This is a genomic window from Rhizobium sp. LARHSG275 (genome assembly GCF_052871115.1).
This window is the reverse complement of the sequence record NZ_JBIXJN010000006.1, coordinates 35,615-61,477: the sequence shown is the minus strand read 5'-3', so window position 1 is coordinate 61,477 and position 25,863 is coordinate 35,615. Positions and strand designations below refer to the sequence as shown.

Genomic DNA, 25,863 nt, shown 5'->3' with positions numbered 1-25,863 from the left:
CTTTCGTCGACGGTTAGCCCCGATCAGTTGTAAGCAGCAAGCGGCGAGCCCTGACGGCCTGGCCGCCGGCGCGCCTTAGTTCGCCGCAACGATACCCGGCGGCTGCCATGTGCCTTCGCCGACCGGCAATATCGAGGGCGCTTCGGTCTTCGGCCAGTACAGCCGCATCACGAGATAGATCGTGTCATTGGGCGCAGGCAGCCAGTTTGCCTCCTTGTCCGCGCCGGGGCTATCTTTCTGGATATAGAGCGTGAGCGAACCGTCCTCGTTCTTCTTCATCCCCGGCAGCATCGGCGAGTTGATGAGATATCGGTTGATCGGGTTCTCGATCAGGAGCTGGCTCTTGCCGTCGTACATTGTCACCGACCAGAAGGAGTTCACCGGCGGGAGTTGCCCGGCGGGAAAGGTGATCGTGTAGTTGTGCTTGCTGGCGTTGAGTGTTTCGCCTGCCGCATCCGTACGGGTAAAGGGATACATGGCTTCCACAGCATCGTTTCCGTAGAGACCCGCCTTGGCAGCGGCGGCACGTTTTAGCCAATCTGCCTTATAAAACGTGCGGTCGCCAAAGAACGAACCGACGCTCCAACCGTTGATCGTTTTGTTTCCGCTGGCCGCAAACTTGGCGACCTTTTCATCGCCATCCTTCATCCCAAGCCCGATTTCTAGCTTGTGAGCGATCGGAAGCTCCTTGAAATCCAACGATCTACCCGGACCCACACCGATACGTGCGAGCTTGGCACGAATGGCCTTGTCCTCTTCCGTGGGCGGCACGAACTCGAGGGCGGCATCGAGATAATCGAAGAAGTTTTCCTTGATGCCCTGCGTCGTGGCCGGCAGGAAATCGATCGTCGGGGCGGCTGGGGGTGCGGGTTGCTTGAGGAAGGCGGAAAGCGGCCGCACGTCGTAGCCGGCCTGCACCTTGTCCACGTTCGGCATGTCTTCGACGTTGATAAGCTGGGTCCGGAAGTTGGCGAACACGAACGGGGTGGTCGAGGAAAAGATCTGCTTGATGCCGGTGGGCTTCTCGCCCTTCCAGTCGGGTCCGACAACGAGATAGGAGCCCGCATCGTTGCCCGTAGCGCGGCTACCCATGTAGCCAAAGTTGTAGGTGTTGCCGTCAATCAATTGCACCGAATAATAGCGCTCCTTCTCCACCGCCGGCACGGAGATCACCATCGGCTCGGCACGCAGATCCAGCCACAGTATGGAGTATGGCGTGTCGCTGTTCGGCGTGACGACTGCTGTGTCTTCGTAGGTCGCCACGTGGTTGAGGTTGTCGATCTTGTTGAACGGCGCCTTGAACTGGCTGGACTTCGGGTCGACGGCGAACTCGTGCATGACCGCATAATTCATCACGAGCGGCAGGCCGTAGATGAAGCCTTCCTCGGCGATGTTCTTGGCCTCGATGATGTCGGGGTAGCTCTGCGCCATCAGCGGGCTTGGCCTTGCAATCGCCGCGCCGGCGGCGATCGCCGCGGCGGAGCGAAGTAGATCTCGCTTCGTCAACATTTGCCGTACTCCAGTCTTATTCGATGAGTTATCGAAATCCCCTTCGGAGCACCTCCCGCCTCATCCAACCAGGCGGCACGGGGGTTGCCTTCGACCGCGATCGTGGCCGGGCACTGTAAAAGCGCAAGTATGTAACTGTAACATACGAGTATCGCGCCGCGCGTTTCGGACATCCAGTGCCGCTAATCGGAGCGATACTTCACAACATTTGGATAGGGCGCCGGCCTGAATTCGCCGCGTGGGAACTGCGCCGAGGCAATCTTATCGTCATGGACGGCAACCAATTTCTAGGGTAGGTTACATTCCATAGGGATAATAAAATCATTTCTTGCATACGCGTCCCTCAAGAGCGGGTGAGGAGCAAGCCGTGCAGAACCAATTGCTAGCGGAGCACGATGTTGCGACGTGGTTGTCACGCGCGCCACCGAACCAGGACGATATTCGCGCTCAGCTCGAGCGCATCTTTTCCAGTTGCGAATTTCCGAAGGTGGGCCGAAGCGCCGCCTTCCTCACCTATGTCACGGAGGAGGCGCTTGCGGGCCGCGCCGAGCGCATCAAGGGCTACTCGATTGCCATCGAAGTGTTCAAGCGGCGCGAAGGGTTCAAGCAGGACGATCCCGTAGTCCGTATCGAGGCTGGTCGGCTGCGGCGCACGCTGGAGCGCTACTATTTGGTCGCCGGACAAAATGATCCGATCAGGATCGACATCCCCAAAGGCGGTTACGCACCATCTTTCGTCTGGAATGAAGAGGTTCCGGCGTCTTCCGACGACCGGCTTACAACAGTGCGTCAACGATTACAGAAACTGATGCCGTTCGGTCTTGGAGCTGGCATCATGCTCGGTGTGGTCATAGTGGCGCTGGCTGTTTCTGCCTACTTACTACCCATAAGGTTGGGCTCGACATCGCAGGGATCCATCGAGGAAGGTCCGACGCTCGTCGTCGCCCCATTCGCCAATCTCGGAGACGGGCCGCAGGCTGCCCTTTATACGGCGGGGCTGACCGAGGAGCTTCTGACCGCCCTTCCTCGCTTCAAGGAAATCAGGGTTTTTGGTCGTGAGACATCGAAGTCCTTGCCCTCCGGCGTCGAGGCGTCTCAGGTGCGTGGCGAGCTGGGCGCTCGCTTCCTCCTTGCGGGCGGCGTTCGTGTTTCGGGTAACCGCATTCGCGTGACGGCGCGCCTGCTTGGTACCGAGAATGACGAAATCCTGTGGTCGCAGACCTACGACGACGACATTAAGAGTGGCGATCTGTTCGGCATTCAGTCTGATGTCGCAAACAAGGTGGCGAGCGCAGTGGCCCAGCCCTACGGCATCATGGCTCAGGCTGACGTCTCCAATCCGCCCCCTGACGATCTTGGCGCTTACGCCTGCACGCTGAGCTTCTATGGATACCGTGCGGAATTGAGTGCCGCACGGCACTTGGACGTGCGGCAGTGCCTCGAACGAGCCGTCGCCCGCTATCCATCCTTTGCCACCGCATGGGCGATGCTTTCCATCATTTATCTCGACGAGGATCGGTTTCGGTTCAATCCGAGCACCAACGGGTCGGCTCCGATTGATCGCAGCCTGCAGGCGGCCCGTCGCGCCGTGCAACTGGATCCGGACAACACGCGCGCCCATCAGGCGCTGATGACGGCGTTGTTCTTCCATCAGGAGGTTTCCGAAGCCCTCCACGTCGGCGAACAGGCATTGGCGACCAATCCAAACGATACCGAACTGCTCGGAGAGTTTGGTACGCGTGTCGCGATGAGTGGGGAATGGCAACGTGGTGCCGAACTGCTCGACCGCGCTCTTGCCCTCAACCCAGGCGGCGGCGGCTATTACCACGGCACCCGCGCGCTCGCCGCCTACATGCTGCATGACGACGAGACTGCAGTCATCGAGATCAAGCAGGCGAATCTGCAGAAGTTTCCGCTCTTCCATGCCGTCGCCGCGGTCATTTACCTGAATGCGGGGATGATGGACGACGCCCGCCGCGAGGCTTCCAGTTTCGACGCGATGCGGCCGGATTTCATTCCCAACGTGGTGGCCGAACTCAAGGCGAGAAACTTCCGGCCCGCCGACAGGGCAAGACTGATCGCGGATATCAGAAAGGCTGGCCTTCCCGCGTCCGACGAGGTGGAGGCGTCGATGCTGTGGCGGCCTCAAGGATCGGCTGTGCTGGTCCCACGGTAGCGCCGCGGGAGGGCAGCGCACCGAGCCGTTTCGGCACAGATGCTACCAGATGTTACGGGCGTTTGCCGTCGCCCGACTGTAGAGTTCGCCGGATTGCAACGATCCGCTCGGGAGGGCATGCATCGATGACCAGACCATCAGGAATATCTCAGCAGTTCGCGACCGCACTCGCGGCCGGGGCGCTCGCCATGTTTGTGTCCGGATCCTTGTCGGCAACCCGTGCCGACGAAACCGATGCCAAGAAGCTGGTGAAGGCGATGTCGGACTATCTCGCCTCTCAGAAGGCGATCTCATTCGACTACGACACCAATCTCGAGGTGGTAACCGCCGACCATCAGAAGATCCTGCTTGCAAGCTCCGGCAAGATGGAGATGGGCCGACCCGACAAGCTCCGCGTCACCCGGCATGGCGGGTTTGCCAATGTCGAGATGACATTCGATGGCAAGACGGCGACCATGTTCGGCAAGGACGCCAATCTCTATGCGCAAGCCGAGGTGCCCGGCACGATCGATCACCTCGTGGACGAAATGCGGGACAAGCTGCATCGGCCCGTTCCCGGTGCAGACCTCCTGATGCCCGACGTCTACGGCACGTTGATGGACGGCGTGACCGACGTGAAGGATCTCGGCAGCGGGGTCATCGGCGGCGTCGAATGCGATCACCTGGCCTTTCGCACCAAGGAGGTGGACTGGCAGATCTGGATCGCCCAGGGCGACCATCCCTACCCCTGCCGCTACGTGATCACCGCGAACCAGGTCGACCAGGGGCCGCAGTACAGCATCCAGATCAGCGACTGGAAGACGGGCACCGACGTCCTGGCAGCGGACTACACGTTCAAAAATACGACGGACGCCAAGAAGATCGATCTGTCGAAGCTCGAGGACACCGACGAGCTTCCCGATCACCTCGCAAAAGGAGCGAAACAATGACCCTGTTCAGACGCGTGAGAGTGCTCCTGATCGCCGCGATCGTTGGCATTGCCGGGCTTGAGGTCGCCGAGAATTTTTCAATTCCTGTGCCAGACGGCATCGTAACCCCGGCCGAAGCCCGGATCGGCCGACCGCTGACGCCGGTCAGCGTCGCCGGAGTGGCACGGCGCACCGTCAGGCGCTGCGCGGTCGGCGTCTACTACTGTTAGGACGAGGCGATCGAGGGGCTGTCTGTAGACATTTTTTTGATGAGGGTGATCTGTGGGCAGTCAAAGTGGCGTAGCGCCGGTATCGGCTCAAACGAGCTGGCTTCGTTGGTTTCTTGTATGTTCAATGATCATGGCACTACCCGGATGTGGCGGCCATCCAAAGGACGTGCTGACACCCGTGGCCGACACGTCACCGCGGTCGCCGAAGGTCGACATGCTGATCGCGACGACCCGCACCCGGTCGACCGTTCCGGGCGAGATGTTCAACGGAGAACGTGCGCTGGCCCCGGCCTTCGCCGACATGACGATCTCGATTCCGCCCAGCAAGGTTCGCAAGGAAGGACAGGTCGCCTGGCCGAAGAGATTGCCGTCCAATCCGGCGACGGACTTTGCCACCGTGAAAGCCGACGATCTTAACGTCGACGAAGCCAAGAAGTGGCTGAGCGCGACCGTCAGGAAGACTCCCGACGGCAGCGTTCTCGTGTTCATTCACGGTTTCAACAATCGGTTCGAGGATGCGGTCTACCGTTTCGCGCAGATCGTTCACGACTCCGGCGTCCATAGTGCGCCCATCCTGGTGACATGGCCGTCGCGCGGCAGCCTGCTCGCCTACGGCTATGACCGTGAGAGCACCAATTATACCCGCAACGCCCTCGAGACGCTTTTCCAGTATCTGGCAAAGGATCCCCAGGTGAAGGAAGTCTCGATCCTCGCGCACTCGATGGGCAATTGGCTGGCTCTGGAATCCTTGCGCCAGATGGCTATCCGCAACGGCCGGCTGCCGGAGAAATTCAAGAACGTCATGCTGGCGGCTCCCGACGTCGACGTGGACGTGTTCCGGCAGCAGATTGCGGATATGGGAAAGCAGCACCCACAGTTCACGCTGTTTGTCTCCCGTGACGACAAGGCGCTGGCGTTTTCGCGCCGGGTCTGGGGCGACGTCTCCCGACTCGGCGCCATCGACCCGGAGCAGGCCCCGTATAAGAAGGAGCTCGAGGACAACAAGATCATGGTGATCGACCTTACCAAGATCAAATCCGGCGACGGCATGAACCACGGCAAGTTCGCGGAATCGCCACAAATCGTGCAGCTCATTGGCCAGCGCATTTCGGAAGGGCAGACGCTAACCGACAGTCACGTCGGACTTGGCGATCAGATCTTGGTTGCGACCACCGGGGCGGCGACCGCCGCGGGCAACGTCGCTGGTCTGGTTCTAGCCGCGCCCGTTGCCGCGCTCGATCAGGATACGCGAGACAACTATGCGAGCCACGTCAACGACCTGGCGGGCACGAATGGGGCGCAGCCAGCAGTCAAACACTGCGAGGAAGGACGACCGGCGCCGAACTGCGGACGGCAATAATGACTTTCAATCTGCAGCAGCCAATCAGCCTCACGGCCGGGATCCGGTATCGGGCGGATGCCCCCGTGAACGGACGGACCTCAAGGGCTCGGCTGCCGCGTGGCGCTGACGTTCCTCTTCCCGAACTGAACGTCCCTCATCGTAAAGGAACGTCGTGGTATTCGAGACGAACCGGCAATGCCTCTCCGGATTGGCTTTGGGCGTTCTTTTCTTACGATCAGTAGTTCCGCAAAAGTGCAGGTCCCAATCGGACAGAGCATACCAGAAGCTACGAGCCTCGCCTGGCGCAAAGGCGTAGACTCCGGGCCAATTCAACCAAGGAGGACATCATGAACCGCATAATTTTCGCTGCCGCCGCACTCGCAGCCTCCGCAGCCATCGCCTATGCACAAGACCCGATCGTCGGGAACTGGAAGACCGAACTTGGCGATACCGCCGCGATCGCTCCCTGTGGCAGTGGCTACTGCATCACGTTGAAGTCCGGCAAGCATGCCGGCGAGCAGATCGGGAACTTCAATGGCAAGGACGGAAGCTACGAGGGCAAGATCACCGATCCAGATGCGAAAAAGACTTACGACGGCTCCCTGACGGTCTCCGGCGACGCGCTGAAAATGAAGGGCTGCGTCCTTAAGGTCGTCTGCGAGTCGCAGACCTGGCCCCGTCTTTGACGACTGCACAACAGGATGGCATCGATCACGCCTTCACAATGTCCGGTTGCACGTGTTTCTCGCCGGGCGCGGTAGAGCGAGGTTCTCCTTCGTCTCGTCACAACTTACCTCAACGCCGGCCCGGTTCCGCCAACAGTTCCAGGAGGCCTCCTAACCCGATCACTACGAAGACGCCCGCCCCTTGGACGGCTACCATGAGCGGGAGCGAGCTTCGCAAGATCGAGTCGTCGTTTAGCGATGGGGTGCGAACGCATGAATGGTACGGTAGGCGATCGATGCGGGGGGCGGATTCCGTGTCTTCAAACGTCAGACGAGTAGCGTTTAGGATCAAGGCCCCTCCTCTCCTCCTTCATGATCGCTCCGATCACCCGGTCGCCTGCGAGCGCCTGCCATTCCGATGGCGTTTTAAGATTAAGATCGACATCGCTACCCGGCCGCTCAAAGCCGCGCGGGCACCGCCGCACGGAGCCGAAGACCTATCCAACTTTCCGCCCGGCCGGCACATTTGCCCGCAGAAGCGCCATCAGCATCGGGCCGATCGCGAATTCGCCCTTTTCGGTTCGCCGCGTCAGGCCACGAAGATAGCCACCGGCCGAATTGATGTGGCCGCCGCGCTCCAGGATGCATGCCATCACGGTCGCGGCATTTTCCGCACCCATCACATTGGCGGCCTCCTCGTAGGCCGACGGACTGACGCCCAGCATCGATCGAACCGCAACCGCTGCGGTCATCAGATCGCGCCAGTTGCGGATCGCACCACCCGGTCCATAGGCAAGGATTTCCGGGCAGGCCTGCAGAACGAGGCCGAGCGGGAAGGATTTCAGTCCGCCACCATCGTTGCGGCCGCCCGACTGCCGACTTTCCTCCTGCCGGCCCGGATGGGTTGTCTCCGCCCTCCCCTCTTCCAGCGTCTCCGCCTCTCGCCCTTTGTCTTGCTCTGCCATCGCTCCCTGCTTCGGTTCGAAGCTTGGTTCAAGTTCAATGGTGGAGTCGGGATTTGAATTCTGTATGTGACGCTCGATATAATCGGCATTGCCGCGTTGTTTTGTTGATTTAACTCGAATTTCCAGCTGGTTAAGAACGTCTGTGCGCAGGCCCGTCAATTCACCCAGCATCAGTTCAAGCTGCGCTGTTGTCGGCGATCGCGGCAGGCCTTCGATCAGGTCCCGGAATTCGCGGTATAGGCTTTGCCAATCCCCAGGGATGTCTTCTTCAACGGCCGCTTCGATCAGTTTTGCAATGTCACGGCGGCAAAGAGTGATGCGTTCACGCAGACGCTGGACATGCAGCCGCTCCGCCATCACCTCGGCCGCAAGCCGTTCGATCTCCTCGGCACGGGCAAGCAGCGGCGCAAGCGAGAAACCGAAAGCCTCGTTGACCTCCCCTGTCCTGTCTCTGCGGACATAACGCTTGCCATTGGGACTATCCTTGCGCAGCAGAAGACCTGCCTCGACGAGCGCGGCGAGATGACGCCGCACAGTCTGCTCGGCCATGCCATGCGTTCTGAGCGAAAGCTGGATATTCGACGGGAAGACGATCAAACCGTTTCCCTGGGCCAGCTCATTCTTCGGATAAAAGCTCAAAAGAGCGTTGAGCACGGCAAGCGCTCGATCGCCGATGCCGAGCAGCGGCTTTGCTTCGCATAGCGCGCGAAACAATTTCCACTTATCGACCGACTGATCCGGCTTGATCTCCCCGGCCATGACTTGATTTGCAAGCATGCCAAGCGTCATCGACCGCCGCCCGAAAGGCGTCGTCACATTCCCGGTTTCCATATCTTCCACCTCAACGAGGCAAAAGAAATCCACTCACCAAAACGGCGCCAAATACTCTTGACAGCGATTCTCGGAAGTGCGATTCTCGGAGGTGTTCAAGACTACGAGGAAAGCTTCCGTGACGGTGACGTTCGGGGGCTTTTTTCTTTTGCGCGTTATCTCCTATTCGGATTGTCAGCTGACAACCGGTCTAACTGCCTCATTTTCCCTCATTTTCCTCTTCGAACTCGGCGGCGAGGCCTATCAACCGCTGAGCTAGGAATTCCGAAAACGCCGCCGATCTGGCGGTGATGCGAAAGGTTTTGCCGGAACGGGCTACCAAAGCAAGCGGCGCGCCGCCTTGGGTCCGGAGCGTCTGCTCGGCCCGCTGCGGTGCGCTCTTCTCCTCCAGTGCCTTCCAGATGACATCGAAGCGGCTGTTGGTCTCCAACGCGTCAAAACCGGCGGCACTGATTGCAGCCCGCGCCTTCTTCTGTCCGCCCGTCTCTCTGAATTTCTCGGCAAACGCCAACCAGCGTGGACGACCGACCTTGGGGGCCGGGCCGATGGCGAGAATGATCTCGGGGTCGATCGTCTGTGCCACCTGCAGGAGCCTTGACGTTTCAGGCTTGTCCGTCGCCAGCGCCTTGGCAATCATGTCGCGGCTGAAGCCATGTTCATCCATGCGACGAGCAAACAATGCCCGTTCGATAAAACTTAAGTCGACACGGGGGCCATTTTCCTGACCCTGTGCAAGGATCAGCTCTTCATCTGTGAGCTTTCGCACGACGGCCTTAACAGGAAGCCCGATCTCTGCGGCGGCCCGCAGGCGCCTGTGGCCATAGGCGGCCTGGTAGCGCCCGGCCCTTCCCGGGTCCGGCCGCACCAGGATCGGAACCTGCTGCCCGCTTTCCTGGATGGACTGCTTCAATCGTTCGAACTCGGCATCCTTGTCGACCGGGATACGGTCGCGGATGAAGGACATTTCGACGGCAGCCGGATCGATCTCCAGCACCTTGTCGCCGGAGGCCAGCGATTCGCGCAGCGCCTTGGCGGCCGCTGCTTCCTCTCCCAGCCGTCCGAGCGACAGGTTCATCGCCTTGACTGCTCCCGATGGCCGATGCGGCTGTTGAACGCTCGGCACCTCCGGCCGTGTCGGCTCGACCGCACCGACCATGCTCTTCAGGATGTCGCGTCCTTTTGGGCTCATGTCCTGCTCCATGCGCTGCGAATGAGTTGCTCGACCTCGGCATTGACGCTGTCGACGGATTCCACCCCGCGGTCATAGGTTTGGCGATGCATCGTCTCGCGTCCCGCCTCGTAGATTGTCTGCTTGGACAGGCCCGCGTCCGAGACCGCTGTGGACTTGACCATCATCGAGGTCAGCACGCGCTCGCCGAACAGACTGCGCAGGAAGGCGACGATCTGCGCCTGCGGTCCATCATTGGACTCATAGCGGGTGATCAGATAGCGCATCCAATCATAATCGAGATTGCCGCCTGCCTGCTTGACCACGGCCAGAAGGTCGGAAGTCATCGTCAGGAACTGGTTCATCGACGCGACGTCGAGCATCTGCGGATGGACGGTGATGAGGACGGAGGTGGCAGCGCAGAGAGCAGACAGCGTCAGGAAGCCGAGGGTCGGCGGGCAATCGATGATGACGACGTCATAGCTCTGCTCCAGCGAATGCAGCGCATTGCCGACCCGCATGAAGAACATATCCTTGTCGTCGCGGTTGGTGTCGGCGAGCGCCTTTGGAGTATCGTGCTCGAACTCGTGCAGTTCGAGATTGCCGGGGATGAGATCGAGCCCCGGAAAATAGGTCTGGCGGACGATGTCGGCTACGTCGCGGCGCGTTTCGTCATATTTGATGGCACCGTAAAGCGTCTCGTTTTCGCCGACATCGAATTCGGGCTGGTACCCGAGCATCGCCGACATCGACGCCTGCGGATCGAGGTCGACGGCGAGCACGCGGTAGCCGCGAAGGGCCAGGAACTGCGCGAGGTGAATTGATGTCGTCGTCTTGCCGGAACCGCCCTTGAAATTGGTGACGGCGATCACCTGGAGATGGTCGCCCGGCCGGCGCATCGGCAGATAGGAGGGTTTAGTGCGCCCGAGATGGTGGCGCATTGCATGGATTTCCACAAGCGAGAACACCCGTCGACCGGCCGCCGTCTTTTCCGGATTGATGCTTTCCACCTGGGCGGCGAGGTGGCGAACATAGCTGTCGGTAACGCCGAGCAGCTTGGCAGTCTCCGTGCTGCTGAACCGCCGCAGCGATTTGCGGGCGTCGGGCGAAAACAACCGCTCGAACAGCACCTGCAATTGACTGCTGAGCATCGTCGAGTCCTGCGCGATCGTCTCGTCGATCGAAACTCGAGTCGCTCTCTTGGCTTTCTCAACAATCGCGGCCTTGGTCGGCATTCACGCAAATCCTGATAAATCGGGTCATTTTACGCAAATGATCGTGAGTCTGCCGATTCCGTCAAGCGATTTCTTGGTTGGCCAATGGATAACAAACCGGATTCGACGAAAAAATCATGTGGAATTTCGGAATCTTAGCTGAGTTGTCAGCTGACAATGCCGGTCGTGCCCATATCCGTCGATGCCAGCCTTTAACGCCATTACCGACTCACTGGAGAAAACATCCACCGCTTGGGCGCGTCGGATCAGGCAATCCGTTTCTCATTTATAGGCAATTGAACGGCACAGGCTTTCGGCTTCCAACCCGCGGGCAGGTTCACTGCCGGAAGACTTGTCATTTGCGTCCTGCGTTTCGGCATCGCGCCGTGGTTGCGCAAGGCCGAGCATTTGTTCGAGACGGCCGGCATTGAGCGGAGCGCTTATTCCCTTGAAGTTCATGATCCATCTTTCGTCTGCGCATCGATTGCGTGAAGCCGCAGAGATAAGCGCAATTTGAACCTGCCGAGAACTGTCCGCCAGCGTTATCACCATCTTTTCCGATGCGAGGCGAGAAAGGGGAGGAGACCTCCATCTTTCAAGCGCCGCTCTGAAATGCGGTCTTCGGCGGCGACGCTCGCCGTCTCGGATCGCTTCTGCGCGCAGAGATCGAGGAGTGCCGTGCAGATGCGGCCTGCCATGCGAAAGGCCGCATCTTTGCCGGCACCGGCGAACCGGCGCTGTCTCCGATCATGCGGCATCGCCGGAATTCCGAGATGCCGGTTCGGGTCTTACACCAGGAGAGCGCCGTTGCTGCGCGCTATCGGGGGAGGGGGCGTGCAGCCTGAAAGTTCTTGCCGATCTAAGTCGGCGGAATGCTGAGGGGGCAGGTGGCGTTAAAGAGGTTACGGTCGTCTGTCCGGTGATCCGATCAATCGGCAGGCCAAGTCGCTGACACCAGTCCAATCGAGCACGAACAGGGTTGACGACGTCCCGATGCGTCATCAACCGCAAATATCAAAACATCGCATGCTAGGCGAATCAGGCCTCGACGGGTATGATCGGCAGGTGCTGGTTGGGTGTCGCCGACGTTTTGCCGCTAGCCCGATCGATCAGACCTCACTCTATGTCCCACAAAGCGGCAATCTTTCCTAACGGAACTTATTGGCGAGTTCGCTTCCGGCTAGGGAATTCCTTCTTGTTTACCTGCTATTTACCATAATCCTCCACCGCGCCGGCCGGGCCCGCATCGCGGTCGATCGTGCGTTCCTTGCCAGCAGGGTTGACGGGGCAGGGATTCCACTAACGCGCCTTCGTTCCCTCGCGATTGGTAAAATGCGCGTTGCCCAATCCCGTGCCGATGGTCAGCACTGCCCATCTCGACACGTCGTTCATAAAAGGGATCTGCGACAATCCCTGCACGACGGCGTCGTTGTGCATCATCACGAATGTGCTGTCGTCGCCGATCTCAGGAATAGCCTTGATCAGTGCGGCGGGAAGGTTGAAGCTGTCGCTCTCCCAGTTTCCGCCGGGCAGGTTCTGTCCGCCGCGTTCGATGGAGCCGTCCGCTTTGATGATGCCAGGACATGCTATGCCGATGATTGGCGCCGGCTTCAGATTGGCTTTCTCGGCCTTGCCGATTAGATCCTCTAACATTGCGGCCAGCTTCTCGATGGTCGCGGTGCGGCTCGGCTCGTCGTCGGCATGACGCCAGATGGCGGATTCCCAGACGCTTGCATCCCCAAAATTCGGCACGTCGTCGTTTCCGAATTTAACAACGCCGGCGCGAACATTCGTGCCGCCGATATCGACGGCGAGGATCGCCTCGTGACCTTTGAACATCCAGCGCGGCATCAGGTGGACCGCGCCGATCAGTCCGGCCTCATCGGGGTGGTGAACGATCGGCACGACTTCGACGTCGACCCCGGCCGCTTTGAGAATGACCATCGTCCTGGCGATTGTTAGTTCACCAAAGTGGCTCCGACGGAAGCCGCCGCCAACGACGATGCGTTCTGTCTTTCCCCAACGTTTATCCTTCAGAAACTTGCCGATCACATCGGCAAAGTCTTGCGCAAAATCCTCCACTGCTCCCATGACCAACGCCGCCGCCGCCAAATCATCGCCCTTCAAAAGGGCGTCGATTTTTTTCTTGGAGAGTTTCTCCGTCGCGGTCTTGCCTATTGGGTCGTCTCCGACCTTGCGGATGCGTTTTCTCCAATCGTCGAGCTTCTGTTGGAACGTCTTTTTATTTGCGTTGTCGCCAACGAAACCATCCTTGTCACGCAGTTCGTTGTTGTAGTCGTCGATCGTCACCAATGGCAGATTTAAAGCGCCATGTGCCAGCGGGGCATTGACCTGATCACGGGGATCGGAACTGCTTTTGGCCATCAATGTACCTTCTACGGCGCGAGTGCTCGAACGGGCGGCGAGATACAACGCGGACCAGCCTCTGTATGTTCCGGAGTCTGAAAGGCCACCTTGTCCCCGTCGACTAGCGACCTAGCTTCAATAATTGCAGAGTTTGGAGAATGCCGTGCAGGACGACACCGCTACTCAGGAAATGCTTTCAATGGTCTTGGAGGAACCGGACCACTGGGCGATGTTTCTCGATATCGACGGGACGCTGCTCAACCTTGCGCCTACACCGGATGCGATCGAGGTGCCGGAGGAGCTTCCTGGACAACTTCATAGGCTGTCGAACAAGCTCGGCGGTGCCTTGGCATTGGTCACCGGACGATCGCTTGCCTATGCAGACGCGCTGTTCAAACCCTTTGCATTTCCGACAGCAGGCCTGCACGGCGCAGAAATCAGGAACGCCGCCGGCATGCAGACGATCGAGGCGACAGCTGAGTTTCAGGCGCTGAAGCGTGCCCTGACCGCGGAAGCCGAGCGTTATCCTGGCGTCTTGATCGAGGACAAGGGCGCGGCCGTTGCCGCCCATTACCGGCTCGCGCCTGAATATGAAAAGGTGCTCGAAGACCGGATGCATCACTATGCGGAGCTCGCCGGGCCGAACTGGGCATTGCAGCTTGGTAAGATGGTGTTCGAGCTGCGTCCGGCACGATCAAGCAAGGGCGATGCGCTGGAGCGGTTTTTCCAGTCCGACCCGTTCAAGAACCGCTCCCCGATTACCATCGGCGATGATCTGACCGATGAGTCGATGTTTGCGATCGCCAATGCGCGTGGCGGCGTTTCCGTGCGTGTCGGCGCGATCGGTGCACCGAGCTGCGCCACGAGCCGCCTGTCCTCTTCTGCGCTGGTCAGAAACGTCATTGCAGCCCTGGCCGCTTGAGGCCAGCCCCTAGGCGATGTGCAATGCGGATTGCTGTCGTCTTTACGACGGCTGCGCAGCGTCAATTGTCAAAAAAGTATCGGTTTTGACTGGGAATCGTGGTGGCGGGCGTGACACGAGCCCATTACACTCCGCTTCAACAATAAAGCCAAAAAGGGAATTTGGCTGGCGGGCTTCGAGCCGTCCTCGGAGGAGGAAACAATGGAACCTGACTTGGAAGTCATTCAGATCCGCCCGGGCGAATCTTTCGCAACGAAGGCGCATGGCTATCCCTACCATACGGTTCGATGGCATTTTCACCCGGAATACGAACTTCATCTCGTCGTGGCGACAACAGGACGGTATTTCGTCGGCGACTTCATCGGCGAGTTCGAGCCCGGCAACCTTGTGCTTGCCGGACCTAATCTTCCACATAACTGGATCAGCGATGTCCCGACGGGATCGAGCATTCCGCTTCGATGCCAGCTCATCCAGTTCAGCGAGAATTTCATCATCGACACGATGAAGGTGCTGGCCGAACTAGGCCCCTTCGAACCGGTTCTCGAAGCCTCCCGCCGCGGCGTGCTTTTCGGCGCCGAGACCAGCCGGCAAGTCGCACCTTTGATGAACGAGGTGCAGCAGGCGCAGGGTGTGCGCCGTATCGAGCTTTTCATGATGATCGTCGGCCTGCTCAGCCGCGCACAGGATGCGCAGCTTCTCGCCAGCCCGAGCTATCTGCCCGATCCCTCCGGTTACATGTCGGCCGGCATCAACAAAGCGCTCGCTTATATCAGGGAACACCTGACCAAATCCTTCGACGAAGCCGATCTCGCGGCGATTGCTGGACAATCGACAGGCGCCTTTTCGCGCGGCTTCCGCCGCCATACCGGCATGTCGCTGGTGCAATATGTCAAACGCCTGCGCATCAACCTGGCCTGCCAGATACTGATGAGCGATGCCCACGCATCGATCACCGATATCTGCTTCGAGGTCGGCTTCAACAATCTGTCCAACTTCAACCGGCAGTTTCTCGCGGAAAAAGGCATGACGCCTTCCCGTTTCCGTCGGTTGTTGGGTGACAATATCAACGTGGCAAAGGCGGCCTAGAGGAGCCGAACGAGCACGTCCAAAGGACGAGGGAGGACGAGGAGGAGGAGGAACGAAAACTGACACTGACTTGAACGCGGGCACACGATGAGCGGCTCGCGACTGGAGATGCTTGTCTTCGAAAACGTCAAACCGCCGGAACAGGCGCAACCGTTCATCCAGCCGAACGGCCACAGCGAAAACAGTGCAATCACGAACCTACACAATTATTTCAACGGGAGGAGATGGAAATGATGAAATTCTCAACACAGGCGGCAGGCGCCGCGGTATTTGTCCTGTCCTTGCTGGGCGGTACTTCCGCCTTTGCGCAAACGGCCGTTTCGGGTGCAACAGTGGCATTCCTCATGCCCGACCAGGGCTCGACCCGCTACGAGGAGCACGATCACCCGGGCTTCGTCGCGGAAATGAAGAAGCTTTGCGAGTCGTGCAAGGTTCTCTATCAAAACGCCGATGCCGATATCGCAAAACAGCAGCAACAGTTCAATTCGGCGATCACGCAAGGCGCCAAGGTCATCGTGCTGGACCCGGTGGATTCGGCGGCCGCCGCATCGCTCGTCCAGCTCGCACAGAGCCAGGGTGTAAAGGTCATTGCCTATGACCGCCCGATTCCAAAAGGCAAGGCCGATTTCTACGTTTCCTTCGATAACAAGGCGATTGGCAAGGCGATCGCGGAATCGCTCGTCCAGCATCTGAAGGCTGAGAACGTGCCGACCGATGGCGGCGGCATCCTGCAGATCAACGGTTCGCCGACCGATGCGGCTGCCGGGCTGATCAAGGACGGCATTCACGAGGGACTCGCGAGCGGCGGATACAAGACGCTTGCCGAATTCGATACGCCCAACTGGCAGCCCGCGAACGCCCAGCAATGGGCGGGCGGCCAGATCACCCGTTTCGGCAAACAGATCGTCGGCGTGGTCGCCGCCAACGATGGCACGGGTGGCGGCGCCATCGCAGCCTTCAAGGCAGCGGGTGTCGATCCCGTGCCGCCGGTGACCGGCAATGATGCGACGATCGCCGCGCTGCAGCTGATCATAGCAGGGGATCAGTACAATACGATTTCCAAGCCGAGCGAAATCGTCGCCGCCGCCGCTGCCGACGTCGCCGTGAAGCTCCTCGCCGGAGAAACGATCAAGGCCGAGATGACGCTCTACGACACGCCCGCACAGCTCTTCGTACCGGCTGTCGTTACCGCCGAAAACTTAAAGGCGGAGATCATCGACAAGAAGATCAACACTGCCGAGGAGCTGTGCGCCGGCCGCTATGCCGACGGTTGCAAGAAGCTCGGCATCGCCAAGTAGTCGAGCCAAGGGAAAGCGCGGCTGGGCCGCCGGTCGCGCTTCCGATTTTCGCTTTTTCGAAAGGCCAGGCAATGTCTGAAACCTCTCATACTCCTGACCCTTCCCGTCGGCCTGTCCTCAGTCTGCGTGGAATATCGAAGAACTTCGGGGCAGTGTCGGCGCTCACCGATATCGAACTCGACGTGTATGCCGGCGAGGTCGTGGCGCTGGTGGGTGACAACGGCGCCGGCAAATCGACGCTGGTCAAGATCCTGGCCGGCGTGCACCAGCCGAGCTCGGGTGCGATCTTCTTCGAAGACAAACCGGTCAACCTGTCGAGCCCGAGCGCGGCTCTCGACCTCGGCATCGCCACCGTCTTCCAGGATTTGGCGCTTTGCGAAAATCTTGACGTCGTCGCGAATATCTTTCTCGGCAAGGAGCTCAGTCCGTTTCAGCTCGATGAGGTCGCGATGGAGATCGCCGCCTGGAAGCTCTTGAACGAGCTTTCCGCCCGCATTCCGAGCGTGCGCGAACCCGTCGCCTCACTCTCTGGCGGACAGCGCCAGACGGTGGCGATCGCCCGATCGCTGCTGCTCGAGCCGAAACTGATCATGCTCGACGAACCCACAGCTGCACTTGGCGTTGCCCAGACCGCCGAGGTGCTTGACCTCATCGAGCGCGTTCGGGAGCGCGGCCTCGCCGTCATCATGATCAGCCACAATATGGAGGACGTTCGTGCCGTCGCGGACCGTATTGTCGTCCTTCGGCTCGGCCGCAACAACGGCACTATGCCGCCTGACGCATCCAACGAACAGCTTGTCAGCGCCATCACCGGCGCATCCAACAATTCCGTCTCCCGCCGCGCGATGCGCCGCAAGGCGCAAAGCCAACAGAACGAGGAGGGCAGGCAATGATGAAGACCATCCAGAATGAACCGGCAGCACCGGCACTCCTCGACCGAAGTGACGAAAGAGTGCACCATGACGATAGCCTTGCCGGCTCGATCCGCGCCTTTGGGGATCGCATCCGTTCCGGCGATCTCGGTTCGCTGCCGGTCATTGTCGGCCTGGCGATCATCTGGACGGTGTTCCAGGCGCTCAATCCGGTGTTTCTCTCCAGCAGCAACCTCGTCAACATGCTGTTCGACTGCTCGACGGTCGGCGTCATCTCGCTTGGTATCGTCTGCATCCTGATGGTGGGTGAGATCGATCTGTCCGTCGGCTCCGTCAGCGGCTTCGCCTCGGCACTGGTCGGCGTCTTCTGGGTCAACCAGGGCTGGCCGGTGGTCTTGGCCATCCTCGCCGCGATGATCGTCGGCGCCCTGATCGGCTCGCTCTACGCGTTTCTCTTCAACCGCTTCGGCATGCCGAGCTTCGTGTCGACGCTATCGGGGCTGCTCGCTGTTCTCGGCCTGCAGCTTTATATCCTCGGAGCGACCGGCTCGATCAATCTCCCCTATGGTTCCTGGCTTGTGAGTTTCGGCCAGATCATGGTCATGCCGGACCCGGTCGCCTATCTGCTGGTGGCACTTGCCGGCATTGCCTTCTTTTTCGCCAGCTACCGCACCTCGGCGCGCCGGCGGGCCGCCGGCCTTTCGTCGAAATCGGCTCGCGGGCTGCTTCTGCGCGCCGTCATCATCACACTGGCTCTTGAAGCTGTCGCGTTTTATCTCAACCAGTCGCGCGGCATTCCGTGGATGTTTGGGCTTTTCGTCGGGCTCACCGCCGCGATGAACTATGCGCTGACGCGCACCAAATGGGGACGCTCGATGCATGCCGTCGGCGGCAACAGGGAGGCCGCCCGTCGTTCCGGCATCAACGTCTCTCGCATCTATACGAGCGCTTTCGTCATGTGCGCCCTGCTTGCGGCAACCGGCGGCGTGCTCTCCGCCGCACGGCTGGCGACGGCAAGTCAGCAGGCCGGCACGGGCGACGTCAATCTCAATGCCATCGCCGCAGCAGTTATCGGCGGCACGAGCCTGTTTGGCGGGCGCGGCAGTGCCTATTCAGCCCTTCTCGGCATCATCGTCATCCAGTCGATCGCCAGCGGGCTGACGCTTCTCGATCTGTCATCGTCACTTCGATACATGATCACCGGCGCTGTCCTTGCCGTCGCCGTCATCGTCGACTCGCTGGCACGCCGATCGCGAATTTCGCACGGCCGAGCCTAAAGCAACCGAGAAAACAGAGGAAGAAAATGGGACAGGATCTGTCTGGAAAAGTCGCGGCCGTCACCGGAGCGGCGTCGGGTATCGGCCTGGAATGCGCCAAGGCTTTGCTTGCCGCCGGCGTTCGGGTGGTGCTGGTCGACCGTAACGAGGAAGCGTTGCGGGAAATCTGCTCGAAACTCGACGCCAACGCCATCCCCTTGGTCATCGATCTCACCGATCCAAAAAGCGTCGCACGGATGATGCCTGAGATTCTGGAGAAAGCCGGCCAGCTGGACATCTTCCACGCCAATGCCGGCTCCTATATCGGCGGCGAGGTGCTGGACGGCGATCCGGATGCCTGGGACCGGATGCTCAATCTGAACATCAACGCCGCATTCCGTTCGGTGCATGCCGTTCTGCCGCACATGGTCGAGCGCAAGACCGGGGATATCATCCTGACAAGTTCCGTTGCCGGCATGATCCCAGTCGTCTGGGAGCCGATCTACACGGCCTCGAAACATGCGGTCCAGGCATTCGTCCATACGCTGAGGCGGCAGGTAGCCAAGCATGGCTTGCGCGTCGGCGCCGTCGCTCCAGGCCCCGTGGTCACCGCCCTTCTCAGCGACTGGCCGCAGGAGAAGCTGGATGAGGCGCTCGCCGCGGGCGGCCTGATGGAGGCGAACGAAGTGGCCGAAGCGGTGCTCTTCATGCTGACGCGCCCACGCAACATCACGATCCGCGATCTTGTCATTCTGCCGCAAAGCGCCGACATCTGACGAAAGTGCGATCGCTTCAACAATCGCGGAACGCCTACTCAAGAGGAAACGGCCATGATCTTCGACAGATTTCGCCTGAACGGACAGGTGGCATTGGTGACCGGCGGCACGCGCGGCATCGGGCTTGCGATCGCCGAGGCGCTCGGCGAGGCGGGCGCCAAAGTCCTCATCACGGGACGAACTCGCAATACCGCGGCAGAAGGCCGGCTCTCCAAGGCCGGCGTCGATTGCGATTTCATCGCCGCCGACCTCATGAAGGAAAGTGCTGCCGACGAACTCGTCGGTGAAACCCTTTCACGAACAGGACGGCTCGACATCCTCGTCAACAATGCCGGCATCGCCATTCATGGCGACAGCGGCGAGTTTTCCGATGCCATCTGGCGCGAGATCATGACCGTCAATGTCGACGCCGTCTTCCGCGCCTGCCGCGCCGCACTCGCACCCATGCGGCGCCAGGGCGGCGGCGTCATCCTCAATATCGGTTCGATGTCGGGCATCGTGTCCAATATTCCGCAGAACCAGGTCGCCTATAACACCTCCAAGGCAGCGGTCCACATGATGACCAAGAGCCTCGCTAGCGAGGTTGCCGCTGAAAACATCCGCGTCAACGCCATCGCCCCCGGCTATATCGAGACCGATTTGTCGCGCGGCGGCATCGACAATCCCGACTGGTTTCCGACCTGGCGCAACATGACCCCGATGGGACGCGTCGGGCAGCCGGAGGAGGTGGCGGGTGCCGCATTGTTCCTCTGCTCGGCGGCGGCAAGTTATGTCACCGGCGAAGTGCTGGTTATCGACGGCGGTTATACGACGCGCTGAGACGCGAACGCGAGATTGGGGAGGGTGCTCGCGGCCGCTTGGTCGGGGCGAGGCTTAGAGCATGATGTCGTCCGAAAACCGCTCACACTTTCCGGCATCATGCTATAGGCAATCGAGCATCCACTGGACGCCAAAACGATCGGTGAACTTGCCGTAGTAGCTCCCCCATGGCTGGACGGCCAGTGGCGTCGTGATTTTGCCGCCTTCGACTAGCCGAGCGAAGAGCCTGTCGGTACTGTCGCGGTCGTCCGTGATCACGATATGGGCGGAGCCTCGCATCGGCTCGGCATCGTGATTGTCCGAGGCGAAGAACAGAATACCAGGTCCTTCGAAACGAGCGTGCATCACCTTGCCCCGCATGGCTTCGCTCGCAACGGACATCCCGTCAGCGCCGTGGCGCTTCAATTGCGTGATCCGGCCAAGCCCGCATTCGGCATAGAAGGCGAGCGCCTCTTCGCAACCGGTGGAAAAGAACAGATAGTTGGCAAGCTGCATGGCTGGCTCCGTCAAGGCGCCGGACCGCGACGCCTTGGTGTCGCCGGCCCGGCATTGCGTCAAGTCTGAGATTTCCGAGCGTACGCCGCGATCGTTACGAGGCGGCAACCGCACCCTGGATGGCGCCGACGAGATCGGCGTTGTTGTAGCTGCGGCCAGCGATACCCCAGGCCCCTTCAGGTGCGTAGACGATGTTCGACCATATGTGTTCGCGCTTGAGCCGGCCCTCGGCGGCCCGTTCGATGACATCGGCCGCTTTTTCGAAGAAGGACTGTCTTGCTTCAGCGCTCACCAGCGCTATCTCGGGCAGCTTGAGCTCGACGAATGCTGCAGCGACCGGCTCCCCAGCCGCAAGCACATGCTCCCGCGGCAGCACGTTGATCGTACCGATAATATTGGCTGTCATGAAGTCATTGCCGGTCAAGCCGGCGGCATCGAGCACTGCCTCCGTCAATCCGGCAAAGGCTTGGGCCTGAGCCTCCTGCGAAAGCAGGCCTTCAGGCACGGTGAGTGTGATAGGCATCGTATATCTCCCTGTTTGAACCGTGACCGCTTTTGATATATACCGATCACTCTTTATACATACACATCGATCACTCTCTTAGCAAGGCATAAAGAGTGATCACTCTTACAAAGGATATTCATGCGATACAGTGCCGAACACAAGCAGGAGACCCGAACGCGCGTCATTGCGGCGGCTGGACAGGTTTTCAGAAAGGAAGGCTATGGCGGTGCGGGCATCGATGCATTGACCAAGGCGGCTGGCGTGACCAACGGTGCCTTCTATGGACATTTCAAGTCCAAGGGCGAAGCCTTTCGCACCGCCGTGCTGACGGGCCTCGAAGAGCTGCGGCAAGGAATTGCGGCGCTAAAGGCCAGTGAACCGAAAGACTGGCTAACGACATTCGTCGGCTACTATCTCGGCTATAAAAGAACCTGCGATCTGGGCGAGAGCTGCGCTCTGCCGAGCCTTTCCCCCGACGTCATGCGCGCAGACGATGAAACACGAAGCGCCTATACGACAGAGCTCAAACGTCTCATCGATGAAGTTGCTGTCGGCTTGCCGGAGGGTGAGATACCGGGTCAATACAAAAGGCGCCGGGAAGATCAGGCGATCTTGCTGCTCGCCATGCTCAGTGGCGGTGTGACCCTCGCCCGCGCGGCTTCCGACCCGGCGCTATCCAAACGCATTGCAGATGTCATCGCGCAGGCTGCATTGACGGCGATAGAGCCTGGAAACTGATCCACTCGCTTGGAGATATTGCCTTGCTCAGGGGATCGCCTTTCGGCGCAGAGCTCCGATCAGTCTCTGGAACGTCAGCTCGGTCCCGGGATGGTGATTTCGAACTCGGCACCGGCGCCGGTCATCTGCAGCAGGCGGATCGTACCGCCATGGGAGCTCAGCATGGCGCGGACGATACCGAGGCCCATGCCGGTACCGCCCTGCTCGCGGCGGGTTGAGAAGAACGGCTGAAAGATCCTTTGGCGATTTGCGTCGGAAATACCGGTGCCGTCGTCACGGACGAGAATGATGACTGTTCGGGCGTCGGCCGATACTCTGAGTTCCAAGAGCGTGGCGCCGTGCTGAAGAGCGTTTTCGGCAAGATTGGCAAAGACGATGCCGGCGGCTTCCTGAGGAAGGGCAACCGATATTTCTGTATCGCCTGCGCTGGAAATATCGAGAGCGGGAAATCGCCCGCGCAGCGAGGATAAGATGTCCGTCACGCTGCTTTTGCCCTCGGCCACGGGCGTTTCCGCCTGCGCAAGTTCCCGCAACCGCTGCAACAATGCATCGAGCCGGTCGGCGTCGGCGACGATGTTGTCGAGAAAGTGCAAACGCTGCACCGTCGTCATGGGCCTCTCTACGTCATCGTCACGCAAAAGTTCGGCGGCACCCCGGATGGCCGTCAGCGGCGATCTCAGCTCGTGGGAGACATGGGCGGCAAAGGAGCGGACATATTCGGTGCGATCGACCAGTTTTCCGGCGAGATCGAGGAAGCTTTGCGACAGGACGGCGATCTCGCGCGTTCCATAGCTTTCCAGCGGCCGGATTGCTCCCTTGCCGCCGCGGGCGATCTCTTCGGTCCGGGCGATCAAAGCGTCGATAGGCCCAGTGATGGTGCGCGTCAGCACATAGGCAACGCCAAGCGTCAGGATGAAGACGACGGCGAGGGCGCCGATTTCCGCCGGTGCCATCCGATTCGAACTCGCCTCCACGGCACGAAACCAGATGACGATCAGGATCGGCAATGCCATAACCGCGAGAAGCACGACGTAGACGATCAGCGCCAGCGTCGGCCGCCATTTCGTCCTGACTTTCGGTGCCGGCATCAGGCCTTCCTCCCGCTTTTGATGCCGAGCTTGAAGCCGATACCGTGAACGGTTGCGATGATCCCCTGACCGCCGGCCGCCAGGAACTTGGCCCGGATGTTGCGGATATGGCTGTCGATCGTCCGGTCAGCAACACAGGTACCGGCGCCATAGGCCGCTTCCATCAGTTGCTCGCGACTGAAAACCATATCAGGGCGTGACAACAATGCGTCCAGGATTGCGAATTCGAGCGCTGTCATTGCGATGGTGCTCTCGCCAAACATGACCGTCCTGCCGCGCCGATCCAGGCTGAGCTCACCGGCGACAAGGGTGGCGTGGCGTCTTTCAGGCCCCGCTTCATTGCCGCTACGCTTCAAAATCGCCTTGACCCTCGCCGCGAGTTCGCGCGGGCTGAACGGTTTGGTGACATAATCGTCTCCGCCGATTTCGAGACCCAGTACCCTGTCGATCTCCTCGTCACGCGCCGAAAGGAACAGGATCGGCAATGCCGACGTCTTGCGGATCTGGCGGCAGACTTCCAGACCATCCATGTCGGGCATGCCGATATCGAGGATGATGAGATCGATGCCGCCGCGGCGGAAGGCGGTCATCGCTTCAGTGCCGTTGCGGGCTGCCATCCAGGCCAGGCCGGCGCGCTCGAGCGCGAAGCAGATCACGTCGCGGATGTGAGGTTCGTCATCGACGACGAGAATGCGCGGCGCCATCCACCAGTCCTGCGTTTGGTTGTCGTGCCTGTTGTTATCGTTCTCGTTCTATCTTGCAATGGGAGACAGAAGATAACTCTCCAGCCGCGCCGCCCGGAAGGTCCAGTTCCGCCAGTCCCGCCGGCGCATCTCAAAATTCCTGGCGAGGTAGTACCGAACTGTCACCGCTTGGCTTCTCTGGTCGATCAGCTGATCCGGAAGCTTGAGGAGATAGAGATCGAGGGCCGGAATGACGGAAGGACCGAGCGAGGAGAGATAATTGAGGTCGAGCGGCAGACCTTCCTGGCTAATTTCCTGGCTGTGGGCGACATTGAAGCGGGCGATCACAGCCGGGAAATCGATGAAGGCGCTGATGTAGAGGACCGCGATCAGGGAGGCGAGGTTGGTGGCGATCAGCCACTCGTTGGATCGGTTGAGCACGATACGCAGCAGGATCAAGGCAAGGCCGATGGCGACGATGCCCATCCAGAGACCGGCGGCGACACGCAATTCGGTCAGCGAATAGGCCTCGACGTAAAGCTCGAGCCGCAGCATCGAAGACAGGCAGAGAAGGATGTTCTGGCCGATCCAAGCATAGACGAAGCGGCGGATCAGCGAGCTTTTATCGCCGGGGCCGTCGGGTCGCATGGCAAGCAGCACGAAACCGGCAGCAAGAAGCGCTGTCGCAATCAGCGGATACGCGCCGCGATGAGCATATTCGGCGTGGCTCATGTGATCGGGCAAATCCGCGCCGCCCCAGAGATAGACGAGATCGAGAACCGTCTGCACGGCAAAGAGCGCATTGAAGAGAAGCAGCGAGCGCAACAGCGAGGCATGGCCGAGCGGTGAATTTTTGGTCGGCACGATCATGAACGCCCTTTCGGCTTGCAGCCTCGCAAATCGACGCTTCAGGCGTGGCCGCAGCAAAGCCCAGACCACAGCGGCTGTCATTATCCAGAAGCCGATCCGCCAGGGATCGAGGAACTGCAGCAGAACGTCAAAACGGATGCTGCGCAGCGTGACCTCGATGACGGGATTTGCCGCTGCAAAGAGGAGCAAGAACACCGATGCGAGAATGAGCGGCATGACCCAGAGGCCGGCGCTCCGCCGGACTTCGGTGAGGGAGGAACGATTCGCCGGTGTCGCAAGATATTTCCCGACATCCTCGGCAAGCCGCAAGGGAATGACGAGCGCGAAACGGGAAAACACCAAAGGCAGGCCGTTGAGGCTGCGAGGCATGAGCTTGCCGCTGACGAGAGCCACAGACATCAGCGCGCTGAGGCAAAGGGCAAAGCCCATTACTGACGGTGTTTCGAGCAGAGGTGCCGAAGCCAGGAGCGACAAGCCCAGCAGGAGAGCCGCCGTCGAAGGCGATAGCCCCTTCATGGCCGGGAGCAGAATGCCGGCGCAGACGGCGAGCGCAAAAAAGAAAAGGTTTATCCCGGGCATCTCACCAAAGATCAGAAAATCTGCCAGCGCCACGAGACCAAGCAGTACGGCTATTCGGCCGGGATAGCGCCTGATAGGCATCGGTGCTGTCAGAATGTTGGTAGTGTCCATTGCTGGTCCTCTCGTAAATGCCGCCCTTCGGTCACGATGAGCATGCTTACGGAGATCTCCGCGAAGGGAGTCCCTCGAGGCCGACCCGTCTCTGTCAGCCACCATCCGTCATTGCGGAGGCGGTCCGGCACAGCGGGCGGTGTGATGCGGGGCGGAATGTCGTTCTTGCTCATGGCATGGAGATGCCCGACCGGATTGCAGATTTTGTGCAAAGAGTGAGGAGCAATTCAGGAATATTGCCTTGACCTGCGAGGTCATTGAGGGGCTCGACACGATCAGGTCCCGGAAATCGGTCTTTCCTGGCGCAGATGGTATCCACAACCGGAAACTCCGCACTAGGTTCAACTGGACCCATCAAATTCGCCGTGGCGAGCTCACAGCACTACGGTG

The 25,863-nt window shown here is 60.1% G+C and carries 24 protein-coding genes; 13 read left to right on the top strand and 11 right to left on the bottom strand.

The window, feature by feature from the left end:
- Positions 1-75 precede the first annotated feature (75 nt).
- Positions 76-1,509: a DUF1254 domain-containing protein gene (locus ACIPSK_RS09060; RefSeq protein ID WP_017968848.1), complete on the bottom strand. Its 1,434-nt coding sequence runs from the start codon at positions 1,507-1,509 to the stop codon at positions 76-78.
- 367 nt (positions 1,510-1,876) lie between these two features.
- Between ACIPSK_RS09060 and ACIPSK_RS09055 the strand changes: the two genes are divergently transcribed.
- The 5 genes from ACIPSK_RS09055 (at position 1,877) to ACIPSK_RS09035 (ending at position 6,851) form a co-directional block, all read left to right on the top strand.
- On the top strand, positions 1,877-3,685 hold the full coding sequence (locus tag ACIPSK_RS09055) for an adenylate cyclase (RefSeq protein WP_026154637.1): 1,809 nt from the start codon (positions 1,877-1,879) through the stop codon (positions 3,683-3,685).
- Between the two features lie 188 nt (positions 3,686-3,873).
- Positions 3,874-4,614, top strand: a complete 741-nt coding sequence (locus ACIPSK_RS09050; RefSeq protein ID WP_017968846.1) for a DUF2092 domain-containing protein — start codon at positions 3,874-3,876, stop codon at positions 4,612-4,614.
- Positions 4,611-4,823: a hypothetical protein gene (locus ACIPSK_RS09045; protein WP_017968845.1), complete on the top strand. Its 213-nt coding sequence runs from the start codon at positions 4,611-4,613 to the stop codon at positions 4,821-4,823. The genes ACIPSK_RS09050 and ACIPSK_RS09045 overlap by 4 nt, the downstream gene beginning before the upstream one ends.
- 130 nt (positions 4,824-4,953) lie before the next feature.
- Positions 4,954-6,183, top strand: a complete 1,230-nt coding sequence (locus tag ACIPSK_RS09040) for an alpha/beta hydrolase (RefSeq protein ID WP_162117531.1) — start codon at positions 4,954-4,956, stop codon at positions 6,181-6,183.
- A 329-nt stretch (positions 6,184-6,512) separates the two neighbouring features.
- Entirely contained in the window at positions 6,513-6,851 is a 339-nt protein-coding gene (locus ACIPSK_RS09035; RefSeq protein WP_017968843.1) for a DUF2147 domain-containing protein, read from the top strand.
- Between the two features lie 476 nt (positions 6,852-7,327).
- On the opposite strand, the gene repC is transcribed toward ACIPSK_RS09035, so the two are convergent.
- The 5 genes from repC to ACIPSK_RS09010 all read right to left on the bottom strand — a co-directional run bounded on the left by repC (position 7,328) and on the right by ACIPSK_RS09010 (position 13,393).
- A complete protein-coding gene (repC, locus tag ACIPSK_RS09030) occupies positions 7,328-8,626 on the bottom strand; it encodes a plasmid replication protein RepC (protein ID WP_017968842.1) in 1,299 nt (432 codons plus the stop codon).
- Positions 8,627-8,825: 199 nt separating this feature from the next.
- Positions 8,826-9,815: a plasmid partitioning protein RepB gene (gene repB, locus ACIPSK_RS09025; RefSeq protein ID WP_017968841.1), complete on the bottom strand. Its 990-nt coding sequence runs from the start codon at positions 9,813-9,815 to the stop codon at positions 8,826-8,828.
- Complete coding sequence (gene repA, locus ACIPSK_RS09020) at positions 9,812-11,029, bottom strand: plasmid partitioning protein RepA (RefSeq protein ID WP_017968840.1); 1,218 nt, start codon at positions 11,027-11,029, stop codon at positions 9,812-9,814. The genes repB and repA overlap by 4 nt, the downstream gene beginning before the upstream one ends.
- Before the next feature lie 261 nt (positions 11,030-11,290).
- Positions 11,291-11,467: a hypothetical protein gene (locus ACIPSK_RS09015; RefSeq protein WP_020486290.1), complete on the bottom strand. Its 177-nt coding sequence runs from the start codon at positions 11,465-11,467 to the stop codon at positions 11,291-11,293.
- Positions 11,468-12,307: 840 nt separating this feature from the next.
- Entirely contained in the window at positions 12,308-13,393 is a 1,086-nt protein-coding gene (locus ACIPSK_RS09010) for an ROK family protein (RefSeq protein ID WP_017968837.1), read from the bottom strand.
- Positions 13,394-13,517: 124 nt separating this feature from the next.
- On the opposite strand from ACIPSK_RS09010, the gene otsB reads away from it, so the two are divergent.
- From otsB to ACIPSK_RS08975, 7 genes are all read left to right on the top strand, one after another.
- Entirely contained in the window at positions 13,518-14,297 is a 780-nt protein-coding gene (gene otsB, locus ACIPSK_RS09005; RefSeq protein ID WP_017968836.1) for a trehalose-phosphatase, read from the top strand.
- Between the two features lie 201 nt (positions 14,298-14,498).
- On the top strand, positions 14,499-15,383 hold the full coding sequence (locus ACIPSK_RS09000) for a helix-turn-helix domain-containing protein (RefSeq protein ID WP_017968835.1): 885 nt from the start codon (positions 14,499-14,501) through the stop codon (positions 15,381-15,383).
- Positions 15,384-15,607: 224 nt separating this feature from the next.
- Positions 15,608-16,681, top strand: coding sequence for an ABC transporter substrate-binding protein (locus ACIPSK_RS08995; RefSeq protein ID WP_017968833.1), 1,074 nt, complete (start codon positions 15,608-15,610; stop codon positions 16,679-16,681).
- A 71-nt stretch (positions 16,682-16,752) separates the two neighbouring features.
- Positions 16,753-17,574: an ATP-binding cassette domain-containing protein gene (locus ACIPSK_RS08990; protein ID WP_017968832.1), complete on the top strand. Its 822-nt coding sequence runs from the start codon at positions 16,753-16,755 to the stop codon at positions 17,572-17,574.
- A complete protein-coding gene (locus ACIPSK_RS08985) occupies positions 17,571-18,830 on the top strand; it encodes a sugar ABC transporter permease (protein ID WP_017968831.1) in 1,260 nt (419 codons plus the stop codon). The genes ACIPSK_RS08990 and ACIPSK_RS08985 overlap by 4 nt, the downstream gene beginning before the upstream one ends.
- Before the next feature lie 26 nt (positions 18,831-18,856).
- Positions 18,857-19,585: an SDR family oxidoreductase gene (locus tag ACIPSK_RS08980; protein WP_017968830.1), complete on the top strand. Its 729-nt coding sequence runs from the start codon at positions 18,857-18,859 to the stop codon at positions 19,583-19,585.
- A 54-nt stretch (positions 19,586-19,639) separates the two neighbouring features.
- Positions 19,640-20,404, top strand: coding sequence for an SDR family NAD(P)-dependent oxidoreductase (locus tag ACIPSK_RS08975; protein WP_017968829.1), 765 nt, complete (start codon positions 19,640-19,642; stop codon positions 20,402-20,404).
- 102 nt (positions 20,405-20,506) lie between these two features.
- Here the strand turns inward: ACIPSK_RS08975 and ACIPSK_RS08970 are convergent, their stop codons facing one another.
- Positions 20,507-20,899: a VOC family protein gene (locus tag ACIPSK_RS08970; RefSeq protein WP_026154633.1), complete on the bottom strand. Its 393-nt coding sequence runs from the start codon at positions 20,897-20,899 to the stop codon at positions 20,507-20,509.
- 94 nt (positions 20,900-20,993) lie between these two features.
- The gene (locus ACIPSK_RS08965) at positions 20,994-21,422 is read right to left on the bottom strand and encodes a hypothetical protein (RefSeq protein WP_017968828.1); all 429 of its coding nucleotides are present in this window, start codon (positions 21,420-21,422) and stop codon (positions 20,994-20,996) included.
- Between the two features lie 120 nt (positions 21,423-21,542).
- Between ACIPSK_RS08965 and ACIPSK_RS08960 the strand changes: the two genes are divergently transcribed.
- Positions 21,543-22,142, top strand: coding sequence for a TetR/AcrR family transcriptional regulator (locus ACIPSK_RS08960; RefSeq protein WP_162117454.1), 600 nt, complete (start codon positions 21,543-21,545; stop codon positions 22,140-22,142).
- Between the two features lie 74 nt (positions 22,143-22,216).
- On the opposite strand, the gene ACIPSK_RS08955 is transcribed toward ACIPSK_RS08960, so the two are convergent.
- The 3 genes from ACIPSK_RS08955 to ACIPSK_RS08945 are packed head-to-tail and all read right to left on the bottom strand — an operon-like array spanning position 22,217 to position 25,473.
- Entirely contained in the window at positions 22,217-23,230 is a 1,014-nt protein-coding gene (locus tag ACIPSK_RS08955; protein ID WP_162117453.1) for a sensor histidine kinase, read from the bottom strand.
- The gene (locus ACIPSK_RS08950; RefSeq protein ID WP_162117452.1) at positions 23,230-23,934 is read right to left on the bottom strand and encodes a response regulator; all 705 of its coding nucleotides are present in this window, start codon (positions 23,932-23,934) and stop codon (positions 23,230-23,232) included. Before ACIPSK_RS08950 ends, ACIPSK_RS08955 begins: the two co-directional genes overlap by 1 nt.
- A 48-nt stretch (positions 23,935-23,982) precedes the next feature.
- Positions 23,983-25,473, bottom strand: coding sequence for a DUF4153 domain-containing protein (locus ACIPSK_RS08945; RefSeq protein ID WP_162117451.1), 1,491 nt, complete (start codon positions 25,471-25,473; stop codon positions 23,983-23,985).
- Positions 25,474-25,863: the final 390 nt, after the last annotated feature.